Source organism: Tepidimonas ignava (assembly GCF_004342625.1).
Lineage (GTDB): Bacteria > Pseudomonadota > Gammaproteobacteria > Burkholderiales > Burkholderiaceae_C > Tepidimonas > Tepidimonas ignava.
The window spans coordinates 89,535-112,500 of record NZ_SMAH01000006.1; the positions used below are offsets into that span (position 1 = coordinate 89,535).

The 22,966-nt window shown below is 72.4% G+C and carries 19 protein-coding genes (1 of these 19 running past the window's edge); 8 read left to right on the top strand and 11 right to left on the bottom strand.

Annotation, left to right across the window (positions count from 1 at the left end):
- Nucleotides 1–6: 6 nt before the first annotated feature.
- Nucleotides 7–1,116 (bottom strand): DNA-processing protein DprA, encoded by a 1,110-nt coding sequence (gene dprA, locus EDC36_RS06155; RefSeq protein ID WP_132962376.1) that lies wholly within the window; start codon nt 1,114–1,116, stop codon nt 7–9.
- 6 nt (nt 1,117–1,122) lie between these two features.
- Nucleotides 1,123–2,334, bottom strand: a complete 1,212-nt coding sequence (locus tag EDC36_RS06160) for a LysM peptidoglycan-binding domain-containing protein (RefSeq protein WP_132962377.1) — start codon at nt 2,332–2,334, stop codon at nt 1,123–1,125.
- Nucleotides 2,335–2,443: 109 nt separating this feature from the next.
- On the opposite strand from EDC36_RS06160, the gene def reads away from it, so the two are divergent.
- Genes def through EDC36_RS06180 form a run of 4 tightly spaced genes read left to right on the top strand, consistent with a single transcriptional unit; the run spans nt 2,444 to nt 5,143 of the window.
- On the top strand, nt 2,444–3,022 hold the full coding sequence (gene def / locus EDC36_RS06165) for a peptide deformylase (RefSeq protein WP_132962378.1): 579 nt from the start codon (nt 2,444–2,446) through the stop codon (nt 3,020–3,022).
- Nucleotides 3,023–3,048: 26 nt separating this feature from the next.
- Complete coding sequence (gene fmt, locus EDC36_RS06170) at nt 3,049–4,011, top strand: methionyl-tRNA formyltransferase (RefSeq protein WP_132962431.1); 963 nt, start codon at nt 3,049–3,051, stop codon at nt 4,009–4,011.
- Nucleotides 4,012–4,037: 26 nt separating this feature from the next.
- Nucleotides 4,038–4,808 (top strand): AzlC family ABC transporter permease, encoded by a 771-nt coding sequence (locus EDC36_RS06175; RefSeq protein WP_132962379.1) that lies wholly within the window; start codon nt 4,038–4,040, stop codon nt 4,806–4,808.
- Entirely contained in the window at nt 4,808–5,143 is a 336-nt protein-coding gene (locus tag EDC36_RS06180) for an AzlD domain-containing protein (RefSeq protein ID WP_132962380.1), read from the top strand. Before EDC36_RS06175 ends, EDC36_RS06180 begins: the two co-directional genes overlap by 1 nt.
- On the opposite strand, the gene EDC36_RS06185 is transcribed toward EDC36_RS06180, so the two are convergent.
- From EDC36_RS06185 to EDC36_RS06195, 3 genes are all read right to left on the bottom strand, one after another.
- Nucleotides 5,094–7,088, bottom strand: a complete 1,995-nt coding sequence (locus EDC36_RS06185; RefSeq protein ID WP_132962381.1) for an ATP-binding protein — start codon at nt 7,086–7,088, stop codon at nt 5,094–5,096. The two genes, EDC36_RS06180 and EDC36_RS06185, sit on opposite strands and share 50 nt — an antisense overlap.
- A complete protein-coding gene (locus EDC36_RS06190) occupies nt 7,085–7,609 on the bottom strand; it encodes a putative pterin-binding protein (RefSeq protein WP_243646493.1) in 525 nt (174 codons plus the stop codon). The genes EDC36_RS06185 and EDC36_RS06190 overlap by 4 nt, the downstream gene beginning before the upstream one ends.
- An 83-nt stretch (nt 7,610–7,692) precedes the next feature.
- Complete coding sequence (locus tag EDC36_RS06195) at nt 7,693–9,732, bottom strand: ATP-dependent helicase (protein WP_132962382.1); 2,040 nt, start codon at nt 9,730–9,732, stop codon at nt 7,693–7,695.
- A 132-nt stretch (nt 9,733–9,864) separates the two neighbouring features.
- On the opposite strand from EDC36_RS06195, the gene EDC36_RS06200 reads away from it, so the two are divergent.
- Nucleotides 9,865–10,821, top strand: coding sequence for an AEC family transporter (locus tag EDC36_RS06200; protein ID WP_132962433.1), 957 nt, complete (start codon nt 9,865–9,867; stop codon nt 10,819–10,821).
- A 37-nt stretch (nt 10,822–10,858) separates the two neighbouring features.
- Nucleotides 10,859–12,514 carry an acetolactate synthase large subunit gene (locus tag EDC36_RS06205; RefSeq protein ID WP_132962383.1) on the top strand — a complete coding sequence of 552 codons (1,656 nt, stop codon included), beginning with the start codon at nt 10,859–10,861 and terminating at the stop codon, nt 12,512–12,514.
- Between the two features lie 14 nt (nt 12,515–12,528).
- On the opposite strand, the gene priA is transcribed toward EDC36_RS06205, so the two are convergent.
- From priA to EDC36_RS06220, 3 genes are all read right to left on the bottom strand, one after another.
- Nucleotides 12,529–14,601, bottom strand: a complete 2,073-nt coding sequence (priA, locus tag EDC36_RS06210) for a replication restart helicase PriA (RefSeq protein WP_132962384.1) — start codon at nt 14,599–14,601, stop codon at nt 12,529–12,531.
- A gap of 304 nt (nt 14,602–14,905) precedes the next feature.
- On the bottom strand, nt 14,906–16,018 hold the full coding sequence (gene hemE / locus EDC36_RS06215; protein WP_132962385.1) for a uroporphyrinogen decarboxylase: 1,113 nt from the start codon (nt 16,016–16,018) through the stop codon (nt 14,906–14,908).
- A gap of 44 nt (nt 16,019–16,062) precedes the next feature.
- Nucleotides 16,063–18,291, bottom strand: a complete 2,229-nt coding sequence (locus EDC36_RS06220; RefSeq protein ID WP_243646494.1) for a protein-disulfide reductase DsbD family protein — start codon at nt 18,289–18,291, stop codon at nt 16,063–16,065.
- A gap of 186 nt (nt 18,292–18,477) precedes the next feature.
- On the opposite strand from EDC36_RS06220, the gene EDC36_RS06225 reads away from it, so the two are divergent.
- Together EDC36_RS06225 and EDC36_RS06230 are read left to right on the top strand one after the other, a co-directional pair.
- Nucleotides 18,478–19,728, top strand: coding sequence for an SAM-dependent methyltransferase (locus EDC36_RS06225; protein WP_132962386.1), 1,251 nt, complete (start codon nt 18,478–18,480; stop codon nt 19,726–19,728).
- 35 nt (nt 19,729–19,763) lie between these two features.
- On the top strand, nt 19,764–20,615 hold the full coding sequence (locus EDC36_RS06230; protein WP_132962387.1) for a creatininase family protein: 852 nt from the start codon (nt 19,764–19,766) through the stop codon (nt 20,613–20,615).
- Here EDC36_RS06230 and EDC36_RS06235 read toward each other — a convergent pair.
- From EDC36_RS06235 to EDC36_RS06245, 3 genes are all read right to left on the bottom strand, one after another.
- The gene (locus EDC36_RS06235) at nt 20,606–21,277 is read right to left on the bottom strand and encodes a histidine phosphatase family protein (RefSeq protein ID WP_132962388.1); all 672 of its coding nucleotides are present in this window, start codon (nt 21,275–21,277) and stop codon (nt 20,606–20,608) included. The genes EDC36_RS06230 and EDC36_RS06235 overlap by 10 nt on opposite strands.
- A 57-nt stretch (nt 21,278–21,334) precedes the next feature.
- Nucleotides 21,335–21,976, bottom strand: a complete 642-nt coding sequence (locus EDC36_RS06240) for a LysE family translocator (RefSeq protein WP_132962435.1) — start codon at nt 21,974–21,976, stop codon at nt 21,335–21,337.
- A 72-nt stretch (nt 21,977–22,048) separates the two neighbouring features.
- Nucleotides 22,049–22,966, bottom strand: the final stretch of a protein-coding gene (locus tag EDC36_RS06245) for an ABC-F family ATP-binding cassette domain-containing protein (protein ID WP_132962389.1). Its footprint extends 1,002 nt past the window's final position; only the last 918 of its 1,920 coding nucleotides appear in the window; its start codon lies beyond the right edge, outside the window; it ends in the stop codon at nt 22,049–22,051.

Below are 22,966 nucleotides of genomic sequence, written 5' to 3' on the forward strand. Positions count from 1 at the left end.
CGGGCCTCAGCCACGCGCCACGCGTTGCAGCAGCCCGCCGGGCAGGCGCGCGACGTGCCCGTCGAGCTCCAGCGTCAGCAAGTGCGCCTGCAGCGCCGCGGTGTCCCAGCCGCAGCGCGCTTGCAGCACATCAAGCGGGGTCGGGTCGTAGCCGAGGGCGCGCAGCACGGGGTCGGCGTCGTCGTGGGCGCTGGCCTCGTCCGCGGGGGCGGAGGGCGGCGCCACCGGCGCGTCCCACACACCCTGCAGCTCTTCTTCGATGTGCTGCACGGTTTCCACCAGCTTGGCGCCCTGGCGGATCAGCGCGTGGCAGCCGCGTGACTGCGGCGCGTGGATCGAGCCTGGGATGGCGAACACCTCGCGCCCCAAGTGCATGGCCTGTTCGGCGGTGATCAGCGAGCCCGAGTCCAGCGCCGCTTCGACCACCAGGGTGCCCTGCGTCAGGCCGGCGATGATGCGGTTGCGGCGGGGAAAGTGGGGCGCCAGCGGCGGTGTGCCGAGCGCGTACTCGCTCACCAGGCAGCCCTGCGTGGCGATGCGCTGCGCCAGCGCGCGGTGGCGCGCCGGGTAGACGCGATCCAACCCCGTGCCCACCACCGCCACCGTGGGGCCACCGCCGTCGAGCGCGCCTTCGTGCGCGGCGCCGTCGATGCCCGCGGCCAGCCCCGACACCACGCACACCCCGCGCTCGGCCAGCGCGCGGGCGAACGCGCGCGCGTTGGCGCTGCCTTGGGCGGTGGGGTGGCGGCTGCCGACGATGGCCAGCGCCCGCGGCGAGTGCAGCGCGCGCCAGTCGCCCACCACGTGCAGCAGCGGCGGCGGGTCGGGCGTGTTCAGCAACGCAGGCGGGTAGGCGTCGTCACCCAGCGCGAGCAGGTGGTGGTCGGGCTGGTCCAGCCACGCGGCGGTGCGCGCGCGCAGCACCGCCCAGCCGTGCGGTTCGGCGCGCACACGCTGCGCCAGCGCCTCGCCCACGACCTTGGCCAGCGCCGCCGCCGACTGCGCCAACACCGCCCCCGGCGGCCCAAAGGCCGCCAGCAAGCGCCGCGCGGTGGCCGGGCCGACGCCGTCGGTGGCCATCAGGCGCAGCCAATCCTCCCAATCGGCCGGCGCCATGCGCGCTCAGGGGTTGGTGAAACGGTCGCCCACCTGCACGCCGTCGGTGATTTGCAGCACCAGCGCGTAGGCCACGCGCTCGAAGGTGCGAAACACCATCATGACGCCGTTGCGCTCGCCGGGCAGCGCGAGCCGGGGCTTGGCCGGGTCGGTGCTGTCGGTGACGTGGCCGCCGTCTTTGAGCAGCGCCAGCACGTGTCCGGGCTCGAGCCCGTGCTCGCGCCCGCGGTTGAGCACCACCACCTGGTACTGCCCGGCGAAGTGCACGGCGTCGCCGTGCACCTTGACGACCTGCCCCTGCACCGCCTCGGTCGGGGGGTGGGGAATGTACGCCGGGTGGGCCTGCCGGCGCGCCGGCAGTAGCCGGTCGCCCAAGCGCACTTCTTCGCGCGCGGCTGTGATGTCGAGCGTGGCCGGCACCAACGCGGGCTGGCCTTGCGCGTTGGTGCCCAGCCGCTCAGCGCGCACCAGTCGCGCCTGGCCGATGCGGTGCGCCTCGTAGCCCAGCAGCTCGCCGGTGGCGGGATCCTTCAGCGGTAAGGCCTGGCGGTAGATGTCGAGCTGGCGCGCCACGCCCCCTTCCAGCGGCTCGCCGCTGAGGGCGTCGCTCGGGCCGCTTTGGCCGCGTGCGTAGGCACGGTCGCCGCGCGCCAGCAGCACGCGCTGCTCAGGCCCGGCCACGATGCGCGGGGCCTGCTCGTGGACGGTCGCGTCCACGACCGAGACGTCGGCCAAAAACGGCTCGATCACCCCCGGGGGCAGCGCCGGGATGGCGCCGTCGTCAAGCCGTTCGGCGCGGATGCGCGGCGACAGCTTGACGGTGGGGGGCGTGCCGGCGTCCACCTGCAGCACGGCGCGGTCGCCCACGCGGGTCAGCACCAACACCTGCCCGGGGTAGATCAGGTGCGGGTTGCGGATTTGCTGCAGGTTCATGCCCCACAGCTCGGGCCAGCGCCAGGGTTTGAGCAGGTACAGCTTGGCGATGTCCCACAGCGTGTCACCGCGCTTGACGGTGTAGCGCTCGGGCGCGTTGGGCGCGAGGTCGGCCAGCGGCACCCCGGCCTGCGCGACCTGCTGCGCGGTGCTGCGTTGCTGCGGGGTGATGGGGTAGTTCGGGAAGGCCTGCGCGCCGGCGCTGAGCAGCGCCACGGCGGCCAGCAGGGCCCCGTGGCGCAGGTGCGCCTGGCGGGGAGCCCAAGGTCGGTGCGAGGTGTTCATGGGGGCGGATCCTCCCTTGTGATTGTGCGGGCTGAGCCCCACCGTTGGCAATGGTCACGGACCCCTGCGCTGGCAGGGGCGTGTCAAATTCGGCAAAATGACGACACCGATGAACAACACCAACGTACAACCTTACCCCATTTTGCGCTACCCCGATCCGCGCTTGCACACCGTGGCGCGGCCGGTGGCGCAGGTGGACGAGCGTGTGCGCACGATCGTGCAGCGCATGTTCGTCACGATGTACGCCGCCAACGGCGTGGGTCTGGCCGCCACCCAGGTCGACATCCACGAGCGCATCGTCGTCATCGACGTCAGCGAAGCGCGCAACGAGCCGCTGGTGCTGATCAACCCCGAGATCGAGTGGGCCAGCCCCGACAAGCGCAAAGGCGAGGAGGGCTGCCTGTCGGTGCCCGGCATTTACGACGGCGTGGAGCGTTCGGTGGCGGTGCGGGTGCGGGCGCTGGATGAGCACGGGGTCAGCCGCGTCATCGAGGCCGAAGGCCTGCTGGCCGTGTGCATCCAGCACGAGATGGACCACCTGATGGGCAAGGTGTTCGTCGAATACCTGTCGCCCCTGAAGCGCGAGCGCATCCGCACCAAGCTGCTCAAAGCCGAGCGGGAGGGGGCCCGCAGCGGTGGCGGGACGGCGCGGGCGCGGCGTGCCGTGGTGGCGGAGGCCCAGCCTTGACGCCAGCGCCCACGGGCGCGCGTGGCTTGCGCGTGGCCTTTGCCGGCACGCCGGTGTTCGCCGCCACGGCCCTGCGCGCCATGGCGCAGGCGGGCTACGAGCCGGTGCTGGTGCTGACCCAGCCCGACCGGCCGGCCGGTCGCGGCCTCAAGCTGCAGCCTTCGCCGGTGAAGCAGTTGGCGCTGGCGCAGGGCTGGGCCGTGCAGCAACCCCACGGGCTGCGGCTGGATGGCCGCTGGGCCGACGACGCGGCCGCCGCGCGTGCCGCGTTGCAGGCGGCGCAGCCCGATGTGCTGGTGGTGGCGGCCTACGGCCTCATTCTGCCGCGCTGGGTGCTGCAGTTGCCGCGGCTGGGCTGCCTCAACATCCACGCCTCCTTGCTGCCGCGCTGGCGCGGCGCGGCGCCGATCCAGCGTGCCATCGAAGCCGGCGACGCGTGCACCGGCATCACCATCATGCAGATGGACGAAGGGTTGGACACCGGCCCGATCGTGCTGGCCGAGCCGCTGGCGATCGGCCCGCAAGAAAGCGCGGGCGAGCTGCACGACCGGCTGGCCGCGCTGGGGGCGGCGCTGATCGTGCGCGCGTTGCGGCTGGCCGAGCAGGGCCCGTTGCCCCAGCAGCCCCAGCCCGCCGAGGGCGTGACCTACGCCGCCAAGGTCGACAAGGCCGAGGCGTGCCTGGACTGGCGTCAGCCGGCGTCGGTGCTGGCGCGCAAGGTGCGTGCCTTCGACCCTGTGCCGGGTGCGTGGGGCTGGCTGGACGGCGCGCCGCTGAAGGTGTGGCGCGCCCACGCCGAACCCCAGACCGCTCAGGCCACCCCGGGCACCGTGCTGGCCGTGGACGCAGGCGGCGTGCGGGTGGCTTGCGGCGAGGGGGCGCTGGTGCTGACCGAGCTGCAGCGCGCCGGTGGACGGCGGCTGCCGGTGGCCGAATTTGTGCGCGGTGCCCCGCTGCGCGTGGGCCAGTCGTTGGCGGCGCCGCGTTGAGCGGCCCTGCCGAAGGTGGTTTGCCGATGGCCGTCGAAGCAGCGTTTTGGCGCACATCGTTTTTGAGTCCGCGGCTGCGGCGTCACCCGGCGTTTGCCGTCGGCGCCCGGGAGCTGGCGGGCGCGGCCACGGGGATCGCGGCGTGGGGCCTGATGACCGGCGTCGCGATGGTCAAAGGGGGCTTGACGCCGCTGGAGGCGGTGCTGATGACGCTGCTGGTGTACGCCGGCAGCGCCCAGCTCACCGCGGTGCCGCTGATGGTCAGCGGCGCGCCGCTGTGGGTGGTGCTGGCGGCGGCGTTTTGCGTCAACCTGCGCTTCGTGGTGTTTTCGGCGCACCTGCGCCCGTACCTGGCCCATTTGCCGCGCGGACAGCGTCTGCTGACGGGGTACCTGACGGGCGACCTGTCGTACGTCTTTTTTGCCAAGCGCTACGCGCGCCCCGGGGCCACGTCCGAGCAGCGCACCGAGCAGGAGGCCTACCTGGCCGGCAGCTGTGGGCTGAACTGGCTGGCCTGGACCGGGGCGAGCCTGGTCGGCATCGCGCTGGCCAACGCCATCCCGACGGCGTGGGGGCTGGGGTTTGCCGGCATCCTGGCGCTGCTGGGGGTGGGGTGTTCACTGGCCACCTCGCGCCTGCGTGTGCTGTCGGCGGCGGTGGCCGGCACGGCGGCGGTGGCGGCGTGGGCGCTGCCGCTCAAGCTCAACATTCTGGTGGCGATCGCCGCGGCGGTGCTGGTGTGCCTGGTGGCCGAGGCGCACGGTCCGCGCTGGCTGCGCGCAGGGGGTGGGCATTGATGGGTGGGCTGGATCCTTGGCGCCTGGTGGCGTTTGTCGCGCTGGCGGGTGTGACGGTGGTCACGCGCGGGTTTTTCTTCCTCTCGCAGCGGCCGTGGCGGCTGCCGCATTGGGCCGAGCGGGGTTTGCAGTACGCGCCGATCGCGGCGTTGGCGGCGGTGGTGGTGCCCGAGATCGTGATGCGCGACGGTGCGCTGGTGCAGACCTGGCACGACGCGCGCCTGTACGCGGCGCTGGCGGGGGCGGGGTGGTTTTTTTACCGCGGCGGGGTGCTGGGCACCATCGTCACGGGGATGGCGGTGTACCTGCCGCTGCGTCTGGGCCTGGGCTGGTAGCGGAGGCGCGCGCGGCGGGCCACACGGCCGCGATGGCCGCTTGCAGCTGCGCCGGCTGCACCGGCTTGGCCAAAAAGCCGTCCATGCCGGCGGCGCGTGCGCGCGTCTGCGCGTCGTCCATGACGTCGGCGGTCAGGGCGATGATCGGCACCCGCCCCCGCGCGCCGGGCAACGCGCGGATGCGCTCGGTGGCTTGCAAGCCGTCGAGCTCGGGCATGTGCAGGTCCATCAGGATCAGGTCGAAGTCGCGCGTGCGCGCCAGCTCCACCGCCTGCACGCCATCGTCGGCGAAGGTGGCGTGGTGCCCGAGCTTGGTCAGCAGCAGCCCGACGACCCGGCGGTTGATCGGGTGGTCTTCGGCCACCAGCACGCACGCGCCGCTGCCCTGCCCCGCCGTGCACGGCACGCTGTCGGGTGGCGCTGGGGCGTCGACGGGGGCGGGAGGCGGCGGCGTGGCCACATCGGTGCGCCACTCCCCGGGGCGCGTGGGGGCAAAGCCGGACGCGGTCGCCCCCGGCGGCGCCGGCTCGGTCACCCAGGTGGCTTCGAACGTGGAGCCCTGCCCCGGCACGCTGTGCAACGTGATGTCACCGCCCATCAGCCGCGCCAGCGAGCGCGAGATGTCCAACCCCAGCCCGCTGCCACCGTAGCGCCGCGTGATGCTGGGGTCGGCCTGCTGGAAGCGCTGGAACAGGCGCGCCTGCGTGGCCGGGTCGATGCCAATGCCGGTGTCGCGCACGGTGGCGTGCCAGCGGATGCGGCCGTCGTCCAGCGGCTCGGCACGCACCCGCAACGCCACCTCGCCGCGCTCGGTGAATTTGATGGCGTTGCCCACCAGGTTGAGCAGGATCTGGCGCACGCGCGTCGGGTCGGCCAGCACCGTCGCAGGGGCGGCGTCCAGACCGTCCAGCGCCACGTGCAACGCAAGTCCCTTGCGCTGCGCCTGCGGCCGCAGCCAGCGGTGCACGTCGTCCACCAACGCCGCCATGTCCACCGGTTCGGGTTGGATGCGCATCTGGCCGGCGTCCAGCGCGCTCAGGTCCAGGATGTCGTTGAGCAACTGCAACAGGTGCTCGGCCGAGGCCTGCGCGGTGCGCAGGTGGTCGCGCTGGGTGGCGTCCAGCGGGCTGTCGTCCAGCATGGCCAGCATGCCCAGCAGACCGTTGAAGGGGGTGCGCAGCTCGTGGCTCATGTTGGCCAGGAACTGGCTCTTGGCGCGGCTGGCGGCTTCGGCGGCGTCGCGGGCGCGCACCAGCGCGGCGTTGAGTGCGTCGAGCTGCGCGCGCTCCTGCGCTTGGCGCCGCTGGCGCAGCCACAGCGCCGCAGCGGCGGCCAGCAGCACGGTCACCTGCGCGGCCATCAGCACGACGACCCAGCGGCGCAGGGTGCGTGCCTCGCGCAGCTTGGCCAAGACCAGGTCGCCGACGCGGCTGTCGGCGCGCAGGCTCAGCGCCTGCACCTCAGGCCCCAGCGCTTGCAGTTGCGGCAGCAGCGCTTGCAGACGCGAGCGGTCGCGTCGCTGCAGCGCCGCGTCCAGCTGCGGCACCAGCTGTTCAAGCTGCGGCAGCAGCGCCTGGTAGTCCGGCTCACCGTGCAAGGGAGCCGTGGAGGGCGCGCGCAGCAACGCCACGCGGCTGGCCCAGATGTCGTGCCGCAGGGCCAGCATGTCCCAGTCCGGCGGGGTGCGCTGCAGCAGGGCGACTTGGATGGCGTGGCGCAGGCGCATGAACTCGCGCTCGTGCTGAAACACCAGCGTCGTCAGCGAGTCGGCTTGCAGTTGCGCGGTCTCTTCGGCCGACTGCGCTTGGCGCAAAAACACCGCCAGCAGCACCGCCAGGCCGGCGGCCAGCAGCGTCGTGGTCAGCGCCACCCACCACAGAAAACGCCGCCCCTCCGCGGCAGGCGCCGGTGCGGGCGGGTGTGCCGCGTCGGCCCGGTCGGTCATTCGACGTGCAGCGCCTTGAGCTGCCAGATCGAGCGCTCGTAATAGCGTTTGTCACGCAACTGCGGGTCGCTGTCGAAGGGGTAGATGATGAACAGCGGCCCTTGGTCGCGCACCGCCATCGGGGCGTCGTTTTTGCGCGTGGCCACGATGACGTCGAAACGCTGCGCGTCCTCGATCGGGATCGTGATGCGGTAGTCGTTGAGCGCGGTGGCGCGCAGTTGGGTGCCGCGCGCCTTGACGGCGGCCAGCACGTCGCGCAGCCGCGGGCCGCTGAAGGTGACCGGTCCGTCGTCCCATGGCGTGCGGGTGGTGAAGCGGTGCTGGGGCAGCGCCTCGAGCAGCGCGAGGTCGAACACCGCCTGCGCCCCCTGGTTGCGCACGTCGATGAGCCCGGTGACGGTCAGCACGACGCGGCCGCTGGGTTTGGGCAGCTTGGGCTCGGCTGCCCAGGCGAGGCCGGCGGCCACCAACAGCATGCCCCAAACGGCACGCCGCCACCATGTCGCAAATGCTAAAAACATTGTTGTTATCCTGGTTCTGCGTGGGTCAGTGGCGCAATGATAGCGTTTTAGCGGGGCGCCGCGCAACCGCGCGCCGGCGGGGATCAGGCCCGGCGGGCGGCGGCGCGGGCGGCGAATTCCTCACGCAGCGCGCGCAGCTTGGCGCGCGGATCTTCCTGGGCGGTGGCGGGGTCGAGCTGCATCTCAGCGATGAAGCGGCTGGCCTGCGCCGGCGTGCGTTCGCGCCCCTGCTTGCGCGCCTTGAGCCAGCTCACCACCAGGGTGCGCTGCGCCCGCGTGATGCCCACGTACATCAACCGCCGCTCCTCCTCGATGCGCGCGCTGCTGGCCTCGGGGTCGCCGTCGACGTCCGGCTTGAACGGCAGCAGCCCCTCGTTGACCCCGGCCAGCCACACGTGGGGCCACTCCAGCCCCTTGGCGGCGTGCAGGGTGGACAGCACCACGGCGTCTTGGTCCTGTTCGCGCTCGCTCAGGGTGCTGAGCAACGCCACGGTTTGCGCCACCTCCAGCAGCGGCCGCGGCGTGCGCGCGCCCTGGGGGTCGGCCGCGTCGTCGCCGCCGCAGCGCTGCGCCATCCAGTCGACGAAGTCCAGCACATGGCCCCAGCGCGTGCTGGCCTGCTGGGGGCTGTCGGCGTGGTCGTGCAGGTGCCGCTCGTAGCCGATGTCGGTCAGCCACTGCTGCAGCACGGCGCGCGCGGCTTCGTGGCCCACCGCGTGGCGCGCACGGTACTGCAGCTCGTTGACGTAGCGACCGAACTCGTGCAGCGCGCCCAGGGCGCGCGGCGCCAGCGTCGCGTGCAGCGTCGGCGCAAACAGCGTCTCGAACAGGCTGAGCTTGAGCGCCGCGGCCACCTGGCCCAGTTGCGCCAGCGTCTGGTGGCCGATGCCGCGCTTGGGCGTGGTGACGGCGCGCAAAAAGGCCGGGTCGTCGTCCTCGTTGGCCAGCAGGCGCAGCCAGGCGCACAGGTCCTTGATCTCGGCACGCTCGAAAAAGCCGGTGCCGCCCGACACCTTGTAGGGGATGCCGGCGCGGCGCAGCGCCACTTCGAACGCGCGCGACTGGTGGTTGGCGCGGTACAGGATGGCGCAGTCGCGCCACGCCGCGCCACGCACCCGCTGGCCTTGGATGTGCGCCACCGCCCGTTCGGCCTCGTGCTCCTCGTGGTCGCAGGCCACCACCCGCACCGGCTCGCCCTCGCCCAAGGCGCTCCACAGCGTCTTGGGGAACAGTTTGGGGTTGGGCCCGATGACGGCGTTGGCGGCGCGCAAAATGGCGTTGGTGGAGCGGTAGTTTTGCTCCAATTTGATGATCTTGAGCGTCGGGAAGTCCTGCGGCAGGCGACGCAGGTTGTCCAGCGTGGCGCCGCGCCAGCCGTAAATCGACTGGTCGTCGTCGCCGACGCAGGTCAGCGGTGGGTTGGGGCGCTCGCCCTGGCCCACCAGCACCTTCAGCAGCGCGTACTGCGTGGCGCTGGTGTCTTGGTATTCGTCCACCAGCACATGGCCCAGGCGCTGCTGCCAGCGCTGGCGCACCTCGGGGTGCTGCTGCAGCAGCTTGAGCGGCAGCAGGATCAGGTCATCGAAATCCACCGCCTGGTACGCCGCCAGCCGCTCGTGGTAGCGCGCCATCACGCGCGCGATCAGCTGCTCGGCTTCGTCACGCGCCTGCGCCAGCGCGGCGGGGGCATCGAGCCCGGCCCCCTTCCACTGGCTGATGCGCCAGGCCCAGTGGCGCGCGGTGGTGCTGTCGGTGGTGCCGCCACAATCTTTGAGGATGCCGATGACGTCGTCGCTGTCCAGAATGGAAAACTGCGGCTTGAGGCCGAGCGCGGCGCCATCCTCGCGCAGGATGCGCACCCCCAGCGCGTGGAAGGTGCACAGCAGCACGTTGTGCGCCGCGCGTCCCACCAGGCTGCGGGCGCGCTCGCGCATCTCAGCCGCGGCTTTGTTGGTGAAGGTGATGGCGGCGATGCGCTCGGGCGCCAGGCCGGCCTGGATCAGGCGGGCGATTTTGTGCGTGATCACGCGGGTTTTGCCCGAGCCGGCCCCAGCCAGCACGAGCGAGGGCCCGTGCAGGTGGTGGACGGCTTCGAGCTGGGCGGGGTTGAGGGTGTCGTGCATCGTTGGACGGCGCGGCGTGCAGCCCCGGGTGCGCACGGCGCAGGGGCGGGCGCGCGATGATACCGAGCGCGCGCCGCCGCGCCGGTGACAGGGGCCGCGCCGGGTGCCCCGCTACCATGCGCACCCATGGGCATGGCTTCGATCCTGCTGGTCACGTTTCCTTTTTTCGCGCTGGTGGCCGCAGGCTACCTGGCGGCGCGGCGCGGTTGGCTGCCGCTGGCCGCGATCCCGGGGCTCAACGGCTTTGTGCTGTTTTTCGCGCTGCCGGCCATGCTGTACCGCTTCGGCGCCTCCACGCCGATCGCGCAACTGCTCGACCCCACGGTGGCCGGGGTGTGGCTGGTGTGCGCGCTGCTGGTGGTGGGGCTGGCGGTGGTGTTCAGCCTGGGTGGGCGCATCGGCTGGAACGACGCGGCCTTTGGGGCGCTGGTGGCGGCGTTCCCCAACTCCGGCTTCATGGGGGTGCCCCTGATCGCGGCGCTGCTGGGGCCGCAGGCGGTGGGGACGGTCATCGTGGTCATCGTGGTGGACATGGTGATCACCAGCTCGCTGTGCATCGCCCTGTCGCGGCTGGACGCCGGGGAGGGGGGCGCCCGTGCGGCGCTGCGCCACGCGTTGCTGGGGGTGCTGCGCAACCCCATGCCGTGGGCCATCGGCGCGGGGGCGCTGGCGTCGGCGTGGCGGCTGACGCTGCCCGGCCCGTTGGACAAGACGGTGGCCCTGTTGGCCGACGCCGCCAGCCCCGTGGCGCTGTTCACCATCGGGGCGGTGTTGGCGCGCTCCCAAATGCAGGCCGACCACCCGATGCCATGGCGCGACTACGTGCCGCTGGCGCTGGCCAAACTGGCGTTGCACCCGCTGCTGGTGCTGCTGCTGGGGGCGGCCGCCGCGCGCCTGGGCGCCCCGCTGCAGGCCTCGACGCTGACGGTGCTGGTGCTGACCGCCGCCTTGCCCAGCGCCAGCAACGTGTCGTTGCTGGCCGAGCGCATGGGGGCCGACAACGGCCGCATCGCACGCATCATTTTGGTGTCCACGGCGCTGGCGTTCGTGAGCTTTTCGGCCGCCACGGCGTGGTTGCGGCCGGGGTGAATGCGCGCCGCGCCCCGCCGATCCCAAGGAGACCGCCATGAACGGAGCCCAAGCCCTGCTGCGCACCCTGGCCGATGCTGGGGTGACGGTGTGCTTCACCAACCCCGGCACGTCGGAGATGCACTTCGTCGCGGCGCTGGACGCCGAGCCGCGCATGCGTGCGGTGCTGACGCTGTTCGAGGGTGTGGCCACCGGCGCGGCCGATGGCTACGCCCGCATGCGCGGCCACCCGGCGGCGACGCTGCTGCACCTGGGCTGCGGGCTGGGCAACGGCCTGGCCAATTTGCACAACGCCCGCAAGGCGCACACGCCGGTGGTCAACATCGTCGGCGACCACGCCACCCACCACGCGGCGCTGGACGCCCCGCTGCAGTCCGACATCGCCACGGTGGCGCGCAACGTCAGCGGCTGGCTGCACACCTGCACCGATGTCCACGCGCTGGGGGCGATGGCGGCCAGCGCGGTGGCCGCGGCATGCCACCCGCCGGGGCAGGTGGCGACGCTGATTTTGCCGGCCGACGTTTCCTGGAGCGAGGGTGCGGCGCCCGGCGTCGTGCCGCCACCGCAGCCGCCGGCGCGGGTGGACGACGCGCGCCTGGACGCCCTCGCGGCGGCGCTGACGCGGGGCGAGCCCGCGGCGCTGCTGTTGGGGGGCGCCGCGTTGCGTGCCGAGCCGCAGCTCGACGCCGCACGCTGCGCCGCCGCGTGCGGGGCCCGCTTGTTGGCGGAAACGTTCCCGGCGCGCATCGAGCGTGGCGCCGGTTTGCCGCCGCTGGCGCGCCTGGCCTACCTGGCCGAGTTGGCCCAGGTGCAGTTGCGCGGCGTGCGTCACCTGGTGCTGGTGGGCGCGCGCGCACCGGTGTCGTTTTTTGCCTACCCCGGCAAGCCGGGCAGCCTGGTGCCACCCGGGTGCACGGTGCACACGCTGGCCGACGTGGGGGAGGATGCCGCCGACGCCCTGGCCCGCCTGGCCGCGCGCTTGGGCGCGGCAGGCAGCGAGCCACCGCGCCAGCCCCCCAGGCGGCCTCCGCGGCCGCGTGGCCGGCTCAGTGCCGCCACGCTGGCCAAGGCGGTGGGGCATCTGCTGCCACAGGGGGCCATCGTTGTCGACGAGAGCCAAACCAGCGGCACGCTGCTGCCCCACTTCACCCGCGGGGCCCCGCGCCACGACGTGCTGACGCTGACCGGTGGCGCCATCGGCCAGGGATTGCCCAACGCGGTGGGGGCGGCCATCGCCTGCCCCGACCGCCCGGTGCTGGCGCTGGTGGGCGACGGCGCCGCGATGTACACGCCCCAGGCCCTGTGGACAATGGCGCGTGAGCGCCTGCATGTGGTCACGGTGATCCTCAACAACCGCGCCTACGCCATTTTGCAGTTGGAGCTGCGCCGGGTGGGCGCGGTCGGCGGGGGCGAGCGGGCGCGGGCGCAGTTCGACCTCGGGCAGCCGCCGCTAGACTTCGTGCAACTGGCGCACGGCATGGGGGTGCCGGCGCAGCGGGTCAACACCGCCGAGGCCTTCGCCGACGCGTTGGAGCGTGCCTTGGCCACGCCGGGGCCACACCTGATCGAAGCGATCGTGCCCAGCACCGTGCGCGGCGTCAAAAAGTGGTTGCTGCCCCACGTGCTGGGGCTGCTGCCGCACTTGCCCGATGGCTTGGCGCGCGGGGTGCAGCGCGCCGTGGCGCCGCCGTGACCGGCGGCGCGCCCTCAGTAGCCCAACGGATCGACGTCGATGGCCCAGCGCAGCACCCCGCGGCCCGCGGGGGTGCGCCGCAGCGCGTGCAGGTGCGGCAGCCACGCCGCCAGCAGCGCCTGCAGCGCCGCGCGCGAGCCCGACTCCAGCAGCAGTTGCGCGCGCTCCACCCCGGCCACGCGCGTCAGCGTCATCGGCACCGGCGCGTACAGCGTCACCTGGGGCCGCCCGGGCAGGTCGTCGGCGCACGCGGCGGCGTGTTGCAGCCACGCCAACGCCACTTCCAACTGGCGGGCCTCGGCGCGCAGCAGCGCCTGGTGCGCAAACGGCGGCATGCCCGCCGCGCGCCGCTCCTGCAATTGCTGGGCGGCAAAGCCTGGGTAGTCGTGCCGCGCCAGCGCGGCGAACAAGGGGTGGTCGGGCTGGCTGGTTTGCACCCACAGCTCGGGCTGCGCACCCTGGGCCGCCGTGAACGCGGCGTCGCGCCCGGCGCGCCCAGCGGCCTGCAACAGCAGTGCGAACAGCCGCTCCGGCGCGCGCCAGTCGCTGGCGTACAAGGCGCCGTCCGGGTTGATGGCCGCCACCAGCGTGATGCGCCGAAAGTCGTGCCCCTTGGCCACCATCTGCGTGCCCACCAGCACGTCGAGCTCGCCGCGGTGCACGGCGGCCAGCGTTTGCTCCAGCGCGCCCACGCCGCGCGCGGTGTCGGCGTCGAGCCGGCCGACGCGCACCGGGCCACCGTCGGGGCGGCGCAGCTCGGCCAGCGCTTGCACCACATGCTCTTCCAACTGCTCGGTGCCGCGGCCCAGCGGCGCCAGATCGACGTTGCCGCACGTGGGACAAGCGCGCGGCACCGGCTGGGCGTGACCGCAGTGGTGGCAGCGCAACGCGCGCTCGCGCTTGTGGTACACGAGGTAGGCGCTGCAGTGCGGGCAGCCGCTTTTCCAGCCGCAGTCGCCGCAGGCGATCACCGGGGCGTAGCCACGCCGGTTGAGCAGCAGCAGGGCCTGCTCGCCGCGCGCCAGCCGGGCTTGCAGCGCGGCGCGCAACGGCGGCGCCAGCAGCGTGTCGCGCGGTTGCTGGCGCAGGTCCACCAACCGCAGCGCCGGCCAGTGCGCGCCGCCCATGCGCACGGGCAGCTCGATGCGCTGGTAGCGCCCTTGCTCGGCGGCGTGCCAGGTTTCCAGCGCCGGCGTGGCCGAGCCCAGCACCACCCGGCAGCCGGCGGCGGCGAGGTGGTGGGCGCGCACCACCGCCAGGTCGCGCGCCGAGTAGCGTGCGCCCTCTTGGCTTTTGTAGCTGGGGTCGTGCTCTTCGTCGACGACGATCAGGCGCAGCCGCGGCAGGCTGGCCCAGACGGCGGTGCGTGTGCCCAGCACGATGCGCGCCTGCCCCATGTGCGCGGCCAACCAGTGGCGCAGCCGCTGCGCCGGCGTCAGGCCCGAGTGCAACGCCACCACGCTGGCGCCAAAGCGCGCCTGAAAACGCGCCAACAACTGCGGCGTCAGGTTGATTTCGGGCACCAGCACCAGCACCTGCGCCAAGGGATCACGCGCCAGCGTGCGTGCCGCGGCCTGCAGGTACACCTCGGTTTTGCCGCTGCCGGTGGCGCCAAACAGCAGCACCGGGCGCGTGGCGCTTTCGATGGCCTGCAGCGCTTGGGTTTGATCGGCTGTCAGCGCGGGCGGGGCTTCGTGGGCGGTGGGGCCGGATGGGCTGGGTGTGCGGGCCAGTCGGCGCGCCAGTGCCTCGGCGTCCAGAGTGCGCAGCGCGGGCGGCAGGGCGGCCAACGCCACTTCCCCCAGGCTGCGTTGGTAGTAGCGCGCGGCAAACGCCACCAGCGCGCGCCACGCCGCGTCCAGGGGGGGCAGCGGTGACCAGACCTCGTCGATGGCGCGCAGCGTGGCCGCACCAGGCGCTGCCGGCGCATGGTCCCACACGATGCCCAGCACCGTGCGCCGGCCCAGTGGCACCCGCACCAGGGTGCCGGGCGGCAGCGGCGCGTCGTGCGTGTAGGTCAGTGGCCCGTGCAGCTCGCTGTGCGCGGGCGTGGGCACGACGACGGCGACCTGCGCGGATGGCCTCATGTCTTCAAGCGGTGTTGCGCTGGGTGGGCCAAGGGCTTGTGCGACCGGGGCTTTTGTCGGTTATCCAGGGGGCTTGTGGATAACTTTGTTGGCAACCTGCGGATGGGCATCGGAAAGCGTTGCCGCTCAAGGCTTGCAACAGGCTGCACAAAAACCCGGCAACGCATGGATGTCATCGAAAGAACAATGACTTATGCGGTTTCGGTGAGGGCTGGCCGGCCGCCCGTGGTGACCCCGGCGGTCCCTCTGGGTGGTGATGTAGTTGTGCATAAGCCCGCGCCTGTGCCCCGTTGGCCAACGGTGCTCAGCGCGCTTGGCGCATGCGGCGCGAATGGTCGTGCACCGCGTGCACCAGCGCGGCCACATGTTCCGGCGGCGTGTGCTGGCTGATGCCGTGCCCCAGGTTGAAGATGTGCGTCGGTCCGCGCCGCGTGGGGTCGGTGTGGGGGGCGCCAAACGCCTCCAGCACGGCGACGGCCTGTTGCACCACCGCCTCGGGCGTGCTGAGCAGCACGGCGGGGTCGAGGTTGCCTTGCAGCGCCTTGCCGGGGCCGCCGGGCAGTCCACCCACCAGCGCCCGCGCGCGCCCCAGGTGCACCGTCCAGTCCACCCCCAACACGTCGCAGTCCAGCGCGGCCATCTCGGCCAGCCACGGCGCCCCACCCTTGGTGAAGACGATGCGCGGGATCACCTGACCGTCGTGTTCGCGCGGCAGCTGGGCCAGCACCCGCTGCGTGTAGGCCAGGCTGAAGCGCTGGAACATGCCATCGGCCAGCACGCCGCCCCAGCTGTCGAACACCATCACGGCCTGCGCGCCGGCCTCGATCTGGTGGCGCAGGTACAGCGCCACCGCATCGGCGTTGATGGCCAACAGCCGGTGCATCAGGTCGGGGCGGGCGTACAGCAGCGTTTTGACGTGCCGGTAGTCGTCGCTGCTGCCGCCTTCGACCATGTAGCACGCCAGCGTCCAGGGGCTGCCGGAAAAGCCGATCAACGGCACCCGGCCGTCCAACGCGCGCCGAATGCTGGTGACGGCGTCGAACACGTAGCGCAGCCGCTCCATGTCGGGCACCGCCAGCGCGGCCACGTCGGCTTCGCTGCGCACGCTGCGCGCAAACCGCGGGCCTTCGCCGGCGGCGAAGGTCAGCCCCAGGCCCATGGCGTCGGGCACCGTCAGGATGTCGGAAAACAAAATCGCTGCGTCCAGCTCGTAGCGCTGCAGTGGCTGCAGCGTCACTTCGGTGGCGAAGTCAACGTTGGTGGCCAGGCCCATGAACGAGCCGGCCCGCGCGCGCGTCGCGCAGTACTCGGGCAGGTAGCGCCCCGCCTGGCGCATCAGCCACACAGGGGTGTACGGGGTGGCCTGCCCGAGGCAGGCGCGCACAAACGTATCGTTGCGAAGCGGGGCAAAGGGCATGGCGCAGCGTCAATCTCAAAAGGTGGAGGGGCTCTGGCGCGCGATTATCGCCGCGCCCCCTCAAAGGCCGCGCGCACCTCGGCCACGCTGAGCACCTCGGTGAGCACCTGCGGCGCGCGTCCCGGCACGTGCAGCACGTACACCGGCACCCCGCTGCGCCCCAGCGCCGCCAGCGCGGCGGTGATCGTCGGGTCGCGTCGCGTCCAGTCCGCGCGCAGCAGCGCGATGTTGGCGGCTTCGGCGGCGCGCAGCACCTCGGCGTCGCTCAGCACGGCGGCTTTGTTGACCTGGCAGGTGACGCACCACGCCGCCGTGAAGTCCACGAACACCGGCCGGCCCGCCGCCAGCAAGTCGGCCTGCCGCTGCGGGGTCCACGCTTGCCAGCGCTCAGCTTCCTGGGCCGTGGCGGCGCCCGCGGGCATGGTCGCTTCGCGCACCACATGGGGGCCCACGCCGACGGCCAGCGCCGCCAGCGCCAGCGCGCCCAACGCCGTCAGCACGCGCGCGCGGCGCGCCCAGGCCCACAGCACCCAGGCCAACGCCAGCCACAGCAGCAGCAGGGCCGCCAGCCCATGCACGCTGGTTTGCTGCCCCAGCACCCACAGCAGCCACACGGCCGCGGCCAGCATCGGAAACGCCAGCGCCTGGCGCAGCGTTTGCATCCAGGGGCCGGGCCGGGGCAGCCTTCGCGCCAGCGCGGGCCACCAACTGGCCGCCAGGTACGGCAGCGCCATGCCCAGCCCGAGGCTGGCGAACACGGCCAGTGCCGCCGGGCCGGGCAGTGTCACCGCCAGCCCGAGCGATGCGCCCATGAACGGCGCCGTGCACGGCGAGGCCACCACCGAGGCCAGCACGCCGGTCAAAAAAGCGTCGCCCAGCGGGTGGCGTAGCTGCATCCCCGCCAGCCCGCTGGGGGCCAGCGCCCCCACTTCGTACACCCCGGCCAGGTTGAGCGCGATGACGAGGAACAGCGTTGCCAGCCCCGCCACCACCCACGGGTTTTGCAGCTGGAAGCCCCAGCCGACGGCTTCGCCGGCGCTGCGCAGCGCCAGCAACGCCGCCCCAAGCGCCGCAAACGACAACACCACCCCGGCCGTGTAGGCCAGCCCACCCAGCCGGTGGGCGCGCGCATCCGCCCCGTGGGCCTGAAACGCCATCACCTTGATGGTCAGCACCGGAAAGACGCACGGCATCAGGTTGAGGATCATGCCGCCCACCAGCGCGCCCAGCACGGCCAAGGCCAGGCCCAGCGCCGTGACCTCGCCCGTGGCGTCGGCCGGGGTTGGCGGCACCGGTGCCGTCGCGGTCAGGGGTGCCGGCGCGGGCGGTGCGGGCCATGTGCCCTGCACCGCGCTGTCCAGGCGCACCCCGGCCGGGGCGGGTCCGTGGCCGGCGTCGGCCAGGGCCAGCACAAACGCCAGCCGCGTGGCGGTCTCGGTCCGGTAGGGGTGCAGCGGCACACTGGCACGCCACACCGGCCCGTCCCACCGCTGGGTCCAGGGCGCGCCCGGGGCGATCAGATTGCCGGTTTCCGGAAAGAACTCCAGCGTGCGTCCCTGCCAGTCGCCGGGCAACCCCGCCACCTCCAGGTGCAGCCCAGCGTCGTCCACACGCAGGGCGGCGCGCGCGCCCGGCAGCGCTCGCGGGGCGGCGGCCCACGCCGCTTCGAAGGCCGCCGCGTGCTCGCCCATCACGGCGCCGGCGGGCAGGGTGAGCTGCAGCGTGGCTTCTTCCGGTACGCACTCCTGGCGGCAGATCAGCCAGGTGGCGTGCAGCCGCACCGGCAGCGCTTCGGCGCGCCAGGTGGGCGGCAGCGTCAGCGGCACCGGCAGCAGCACCGTGCCGTCAAAGCCGTAGTTGGCCAGCTCGCCGATGGGGAATTTGCGCGGCGTCGGCCATTGGATCGGACCGGCTTGCACGCCCTCGGGCAGCGTCCACTGCAGCTCGATGGGCAAGCCGGAGTCGCCTGGGTTGTGCCAATACGTGTGCCAACCCGGCTCGTGTTGCAGTTGCAAGCCCAGCCACAGCGCGCGGCCGGGCGCCACGCCCTGGGGCGCGTGCGCCAGCAGCGCCACCTGGGCGTGCTCGGTGCGCGCGCGGGCGCCGGCCAGGTCGGCGCTGGCGCCAGCCACGGCCGCAGAGGGGTTGCGGCTCGGCAAAACCTCCAGGGCCGCGGCGCCGCCGGCCAGCAGCGCCGTCGCCATCGTCAGTCCCAGCGTGCGCACCCATCGCCGCCCGTGCTGGGCCAAGCATGCAAGCCAACGTTGTTTCATCGTGACGCTATCGAATCTGTTATTCCCCCTGGGGTTCCCCAAGGGCCGCGCTGCATTGTGGCGCATGCGGCCGGGGCCGTGCGCGATCGTCACCGCCAATGCCCGCCATAGCCCGCACCCCCTTCACAACCACGCGGGCTTACCCAACAATCCCCCAAGGTGTGTATGGGATCAGGAGGTGCGCGCATGCCAACCATCGACAAGGCCATCGACGCCTGGGTGCAACGCTGGCGGCAGCGGCTCGACCTGCCGCTGCGCGTGGTGTGGGGGACGGGCAACACGGACGGTGCGCCGCGCGCGTGGGACCTGGGGCGGTTTGACGAGCCCAAGGTGGTCATCACGGTGCGCGACGTGGCTGCGTTGTCGGCGCTGCTCAACCCAAGCCTGGACAGCCTGGGTGAGGCCTATGTCGAAGGTCACCTCGACGTCGAAGGCGACATCGACGACGTGCTGGCCATGGCGCACGCCTTGGTGCGCGACAACGCCGCGCACCAAGGCTCCACGACGCTGCTGCAGCGGGTGGTCAAGGGACTGAAGCACAACCGCAAGCTGGACCGCGAGGCCATCCAGTACCACTACGACGTCTCCAACGATTTTTACGCCACCTGGTTGGACCCCGCGATGGTGTACTCGTGCGCCTACTTCGAGCACGGCGACGAGGACCTGGCCAGCGCGCAGCGCAAAAAAATCGACCACATCCTGACCAAGATTCGGCTGCAGCCAGGGCACACGTTGCTGGACATCGGCTGCGGCTGGGGCGCGTTGGTGTTGCGCGCCGCGCAAAAGTTTGGCGCTCGCTGCGTGGGCATCACGCTGTCGCAGGCGCAGTACGAGCTGGCGCGCCAGCGCGTGGCCGAGGCCGGTCTGACCGACCGCATCGAGATTCGCCTGCAAGACTACCGCGATGTCGAAGGCACGTTCGACCGCATCACCAGCGTCGGCATGTTCGAGCACGTCGGCCTTCAACACCTGCCGCAGTACTTTCGCATCATCCGCGATCGCTTGGCGCCCGACGGCTGGGCGATGAACCACGGCATCACCACCACCGACGCCGCCGACGGTGAAACCCCTTATGGCGGCGGGCGCTTCATCGACAAGTACGTCTTCCCGCATGGCGAACTGCCGCACATCGCCACCGTGCTGCGCACCATGCAAGAGGGCGGGCTGGAAGCGTTCGACGTCGAAAACCTGCGTCGCCACTACGCGCGCACGCTGACGCTGTGGAGCCGCAACTTCGAAGGGCAGTCGCAACGCCTGCGTGGCATGGTACCCGAGCGCATCTGGCGCATCTGGCGCGTGTACCTGGCGGGCTGCGCGTGGGCGTTCGAGCACGACCAGATCGCGCTGTACCAGGTGCTGTGCCGGCCAGCGGGGCGCAGCGCGCAGGAGCTGCCCTGGTCGCGTCGCTGGATCTACGACGCTCAGCCGGGTGCCTGAGCCGTGGGGCGGGCCGCATCGGCTACGATGGCGCCATGACCCATCGCCCGCACCTGCGCCGTTGGGCCGACCTGGCCTGGACCGACTTCGCCGCGCTGGACGCCGCGCGCACACTGGCGGTGCTGCCGCTGGGCGCCACCGAGCAGCACGGTCCCCACCTGCCGCTGGGGGTGGACACCCTCCTTGCCGAGGGCGTGCTGGCGGCCGCCGCGCCCCACCTGCCTCATGACGCGCCGCTGCTTGTGCTGCCCACCCTGGCCGTGGGCCTGAGCACCGAGCACACGGCCTACCCCGGCACCCTGTCGCTGCAGCCCGAAACGGCGCTGGCGCTGCTGGCCGACGTGGCCGCCGGCGTGGCCCGGGCGGGGGTGCGCAAGCTGCTCATCCTCAACGGCCACGGCGGCCACGTGGGTCTGCTGGACGTGGCCACGCGCACGATGCGCATGCGCCACGGTTTGCTGGTGTGGAGCGTGCACTGGTGGCAGTTGCCGCTGATCGACACCGACGGCCACGACCTGGAGGGTGACCTTGGCGCGTCCGAGCGTCGCTGGGGCGTGCACGCCGGCCAGCTCGAAACCGCCGCCATGCTGGCGCTGGCGCCGCACCTGGTGCGGCACGCCGCCTTGCAAACCTTCGTGTCGCGCCGCACCGAGCACGTGCCCCGGCAGCCCACGCTGCACGACGGGCGCAGCGCCAAATGGGCGTGGGCGATGCACGACCTGCACCCGCTGGGCGCGGCGGGCGACGCCGCCGCGGCCGATGCCTCATGGGGCCGGCGTGTCATCGAAGCCGCTGGCCGCGCGCTGGCGCAACTGCTGCTCGAAGCGATGGACGCGCCGCTGACCATGCTGGCCGCTGCGCCACCCGGCGGGCCTTCTCAGGCGTAGGTGATCCAGCCGCGGTGCTGGGGGGCGCTGAGGTGCGGCAGCGTGTTGAAGCTGACCAGCGCGCAGCGCTTGGGCGTGACCGCGACCTCACTGAGCGCCGTGTTGCGCAGCCGCAGGTTGAGCTCCACCGTCGTCTCCGGCTGCACCCCGAGCAAATGCCCCACCAACGTGGCGATCGGCCCACCGCTGCTGATCACCAACACCTCCCCCTGCGCGTGTTGCTGACGCGCGTGTTCGAGCACCTCCAACGCGTTGCGGCGCCAGGCCTCGTAGGGGGGCATGCCGCGCGGGGTGATCACGCCATCCATCCACTGCCGCAGCGCGTCGCGCAGCAGCCGGAAGTGGGCCCGATACCCCTCAGGCGTGTGGGGATCCCCCGCGCACGGGGCGTGCAGCGCCTCGATCAGCGCAGCGCTGTCGTATTCGTCCAAGCCCGGCCAAACCACCGGTTCAGGCAGGGACGGCCACGCTTGGCGCATGCCCTCCCACGTCTGCCGATGGCGCCGCAGGGTGCCGCACAGCACCGCGCCCACTTCCAGCCCGTGCGCTTGCAGATGCTCACCCAGGCGTTGCGCCTGCCGCCAGCCCAGCGGGCTGAGCTGATCGTAGTCGTCGCTGCCAAAGCTGGCTTGCGCGTGCCGCACGAGGTGAAGGGTGCCCATGCGCGGCATTGTCCGCGCCGCCGACTGGCGCGGCAGTCGCCGCGGTGACCGCGCGGTTCAACGCCGCCCGTCCAGACCGCTGACCAGCATCCACACGGCGGTCACCGCCAGCGCAACGGCCATCGCGCGGTTGAAGGCGCGCAGTCGGCGGTGGCTGGGGCGTCCCTGCACCAGCGGCCCGGCCAACCACCCGCGCAGCGCGGTTCCGATCATCGCGTAGGTCAGGTTGCTCGACAGCGCGTACACCACCATCACCGGCAGCACCCACGCCAAACGCTGCCCGGCCTGCGCATGCCCCGCGATCCACCCGGCCACCACCGACAGCGCCAACATCCACGCCTTGATGTTGAGAAACTGCAGCAGCACGCCGCGTGCAAACGAAATCCGCAGCGGCGGCACCGGGCCCTGGGCCGGTGTGCCCGCGCGTGCCAACCGCCACGCCAGCCACAGCAGGTAGGCCACGCCAGCGCCGACGATGCCCAGCCGCAGCCACGGCACCGTCAGCACCAAGGTCCCCACGCCAGCGGCGCACAGCGCCAGCAGCAGCGCCCAGCCCACCGGCACCGCGCACACAAAGGGCAGCGCTCGCCGCAGTCCGCCTTGGGCCGCCAAGGCGGTCGACAGCGTCGTGTTGGGGCCCGGCGTGAAGCTGGCCGCGGTGGCCAGCGTCAGCAAGGCGGTGAATTCGGCCCACGTCAGCGCAGGGGTTGGCATGGAGGGCATTGTGCACGGCGGCGTGTTCGTCGCCACCCACCTGGCCTGCGGTTGCCGTCACCGCGGTGACGCTGCCGCATCGTCCAGCGCCTGCAGGGCCTCCCAGCGCTGCAGCGCGTCGAGCAGCTCGGCCTCGACCGCGTGGTGCCGCTCGGCCAGCGTGCGTGCCCGTTGTGGGTCGCGCGCGTACACGGTGCCATCGGCCAGTTCGGCCTCGATGGCGCGCTGCTCGGCTTCCAGCGCGTCGATGCGGGCGGGCAGCGCCTCCAACTCCCGCCGCTCCTTGTAGCTGAGCCGCCGACGTGTCGCGGGGGCGGTCGGGTGGGTGGGCGCTGGCGCCGCCGCGGTGTCCTCGTCGTCGCGCCATGGCGACGGCCACACCGGCACGCGCCCGTGCAGCCGCATGGACTGCGCCATCCAGTCGTCCACGCCACCCTCGTATTCGCGCCAGCGCCCGTCGCCGTCGAACACCAGGGTGCTGGTCACCACGGCGTCCAAAAAGCGACGGTCGTGGCTGACCAGCAGCACCGTCCCGTCGTAGTCCGCCAGCCGTTGCTCCAGCAGCTCCAACGTATCGATATCCAGGTCGTTGGTCGGCTCGTCCAGCACCAGCGTATTGACCGGCTGCGCCAGCAGCCGCGCCAGCAGCAGGCGGTTGCGCTCGCCGCCGGAGAGCGTGCGCACGGGGCTGCGCGCCCGCGCCGGGTCGAACAAAAAGTCCGCCAGGTAGCTGCGCACGTGCTGGCGCCGTCCCGGCAGCTCGATCCATTCACTGCCAGGGCTGATGAAATCCTCCAGCGTCGCCTCAAGGTCCAACCGCTGGCGCAGCTGGTCAAAATACGCCACCTGCAGCCTCGTGCCACGCCGCACCGTGCCCGCGTCGGGCTGCAGCTCCCCGACGATCAAGCGCAGCAAGGTCGTTTTGCCGGCCCCGTTGGGGCCGATGATGCCCACCTTGTCCCCACGCAGGATCGT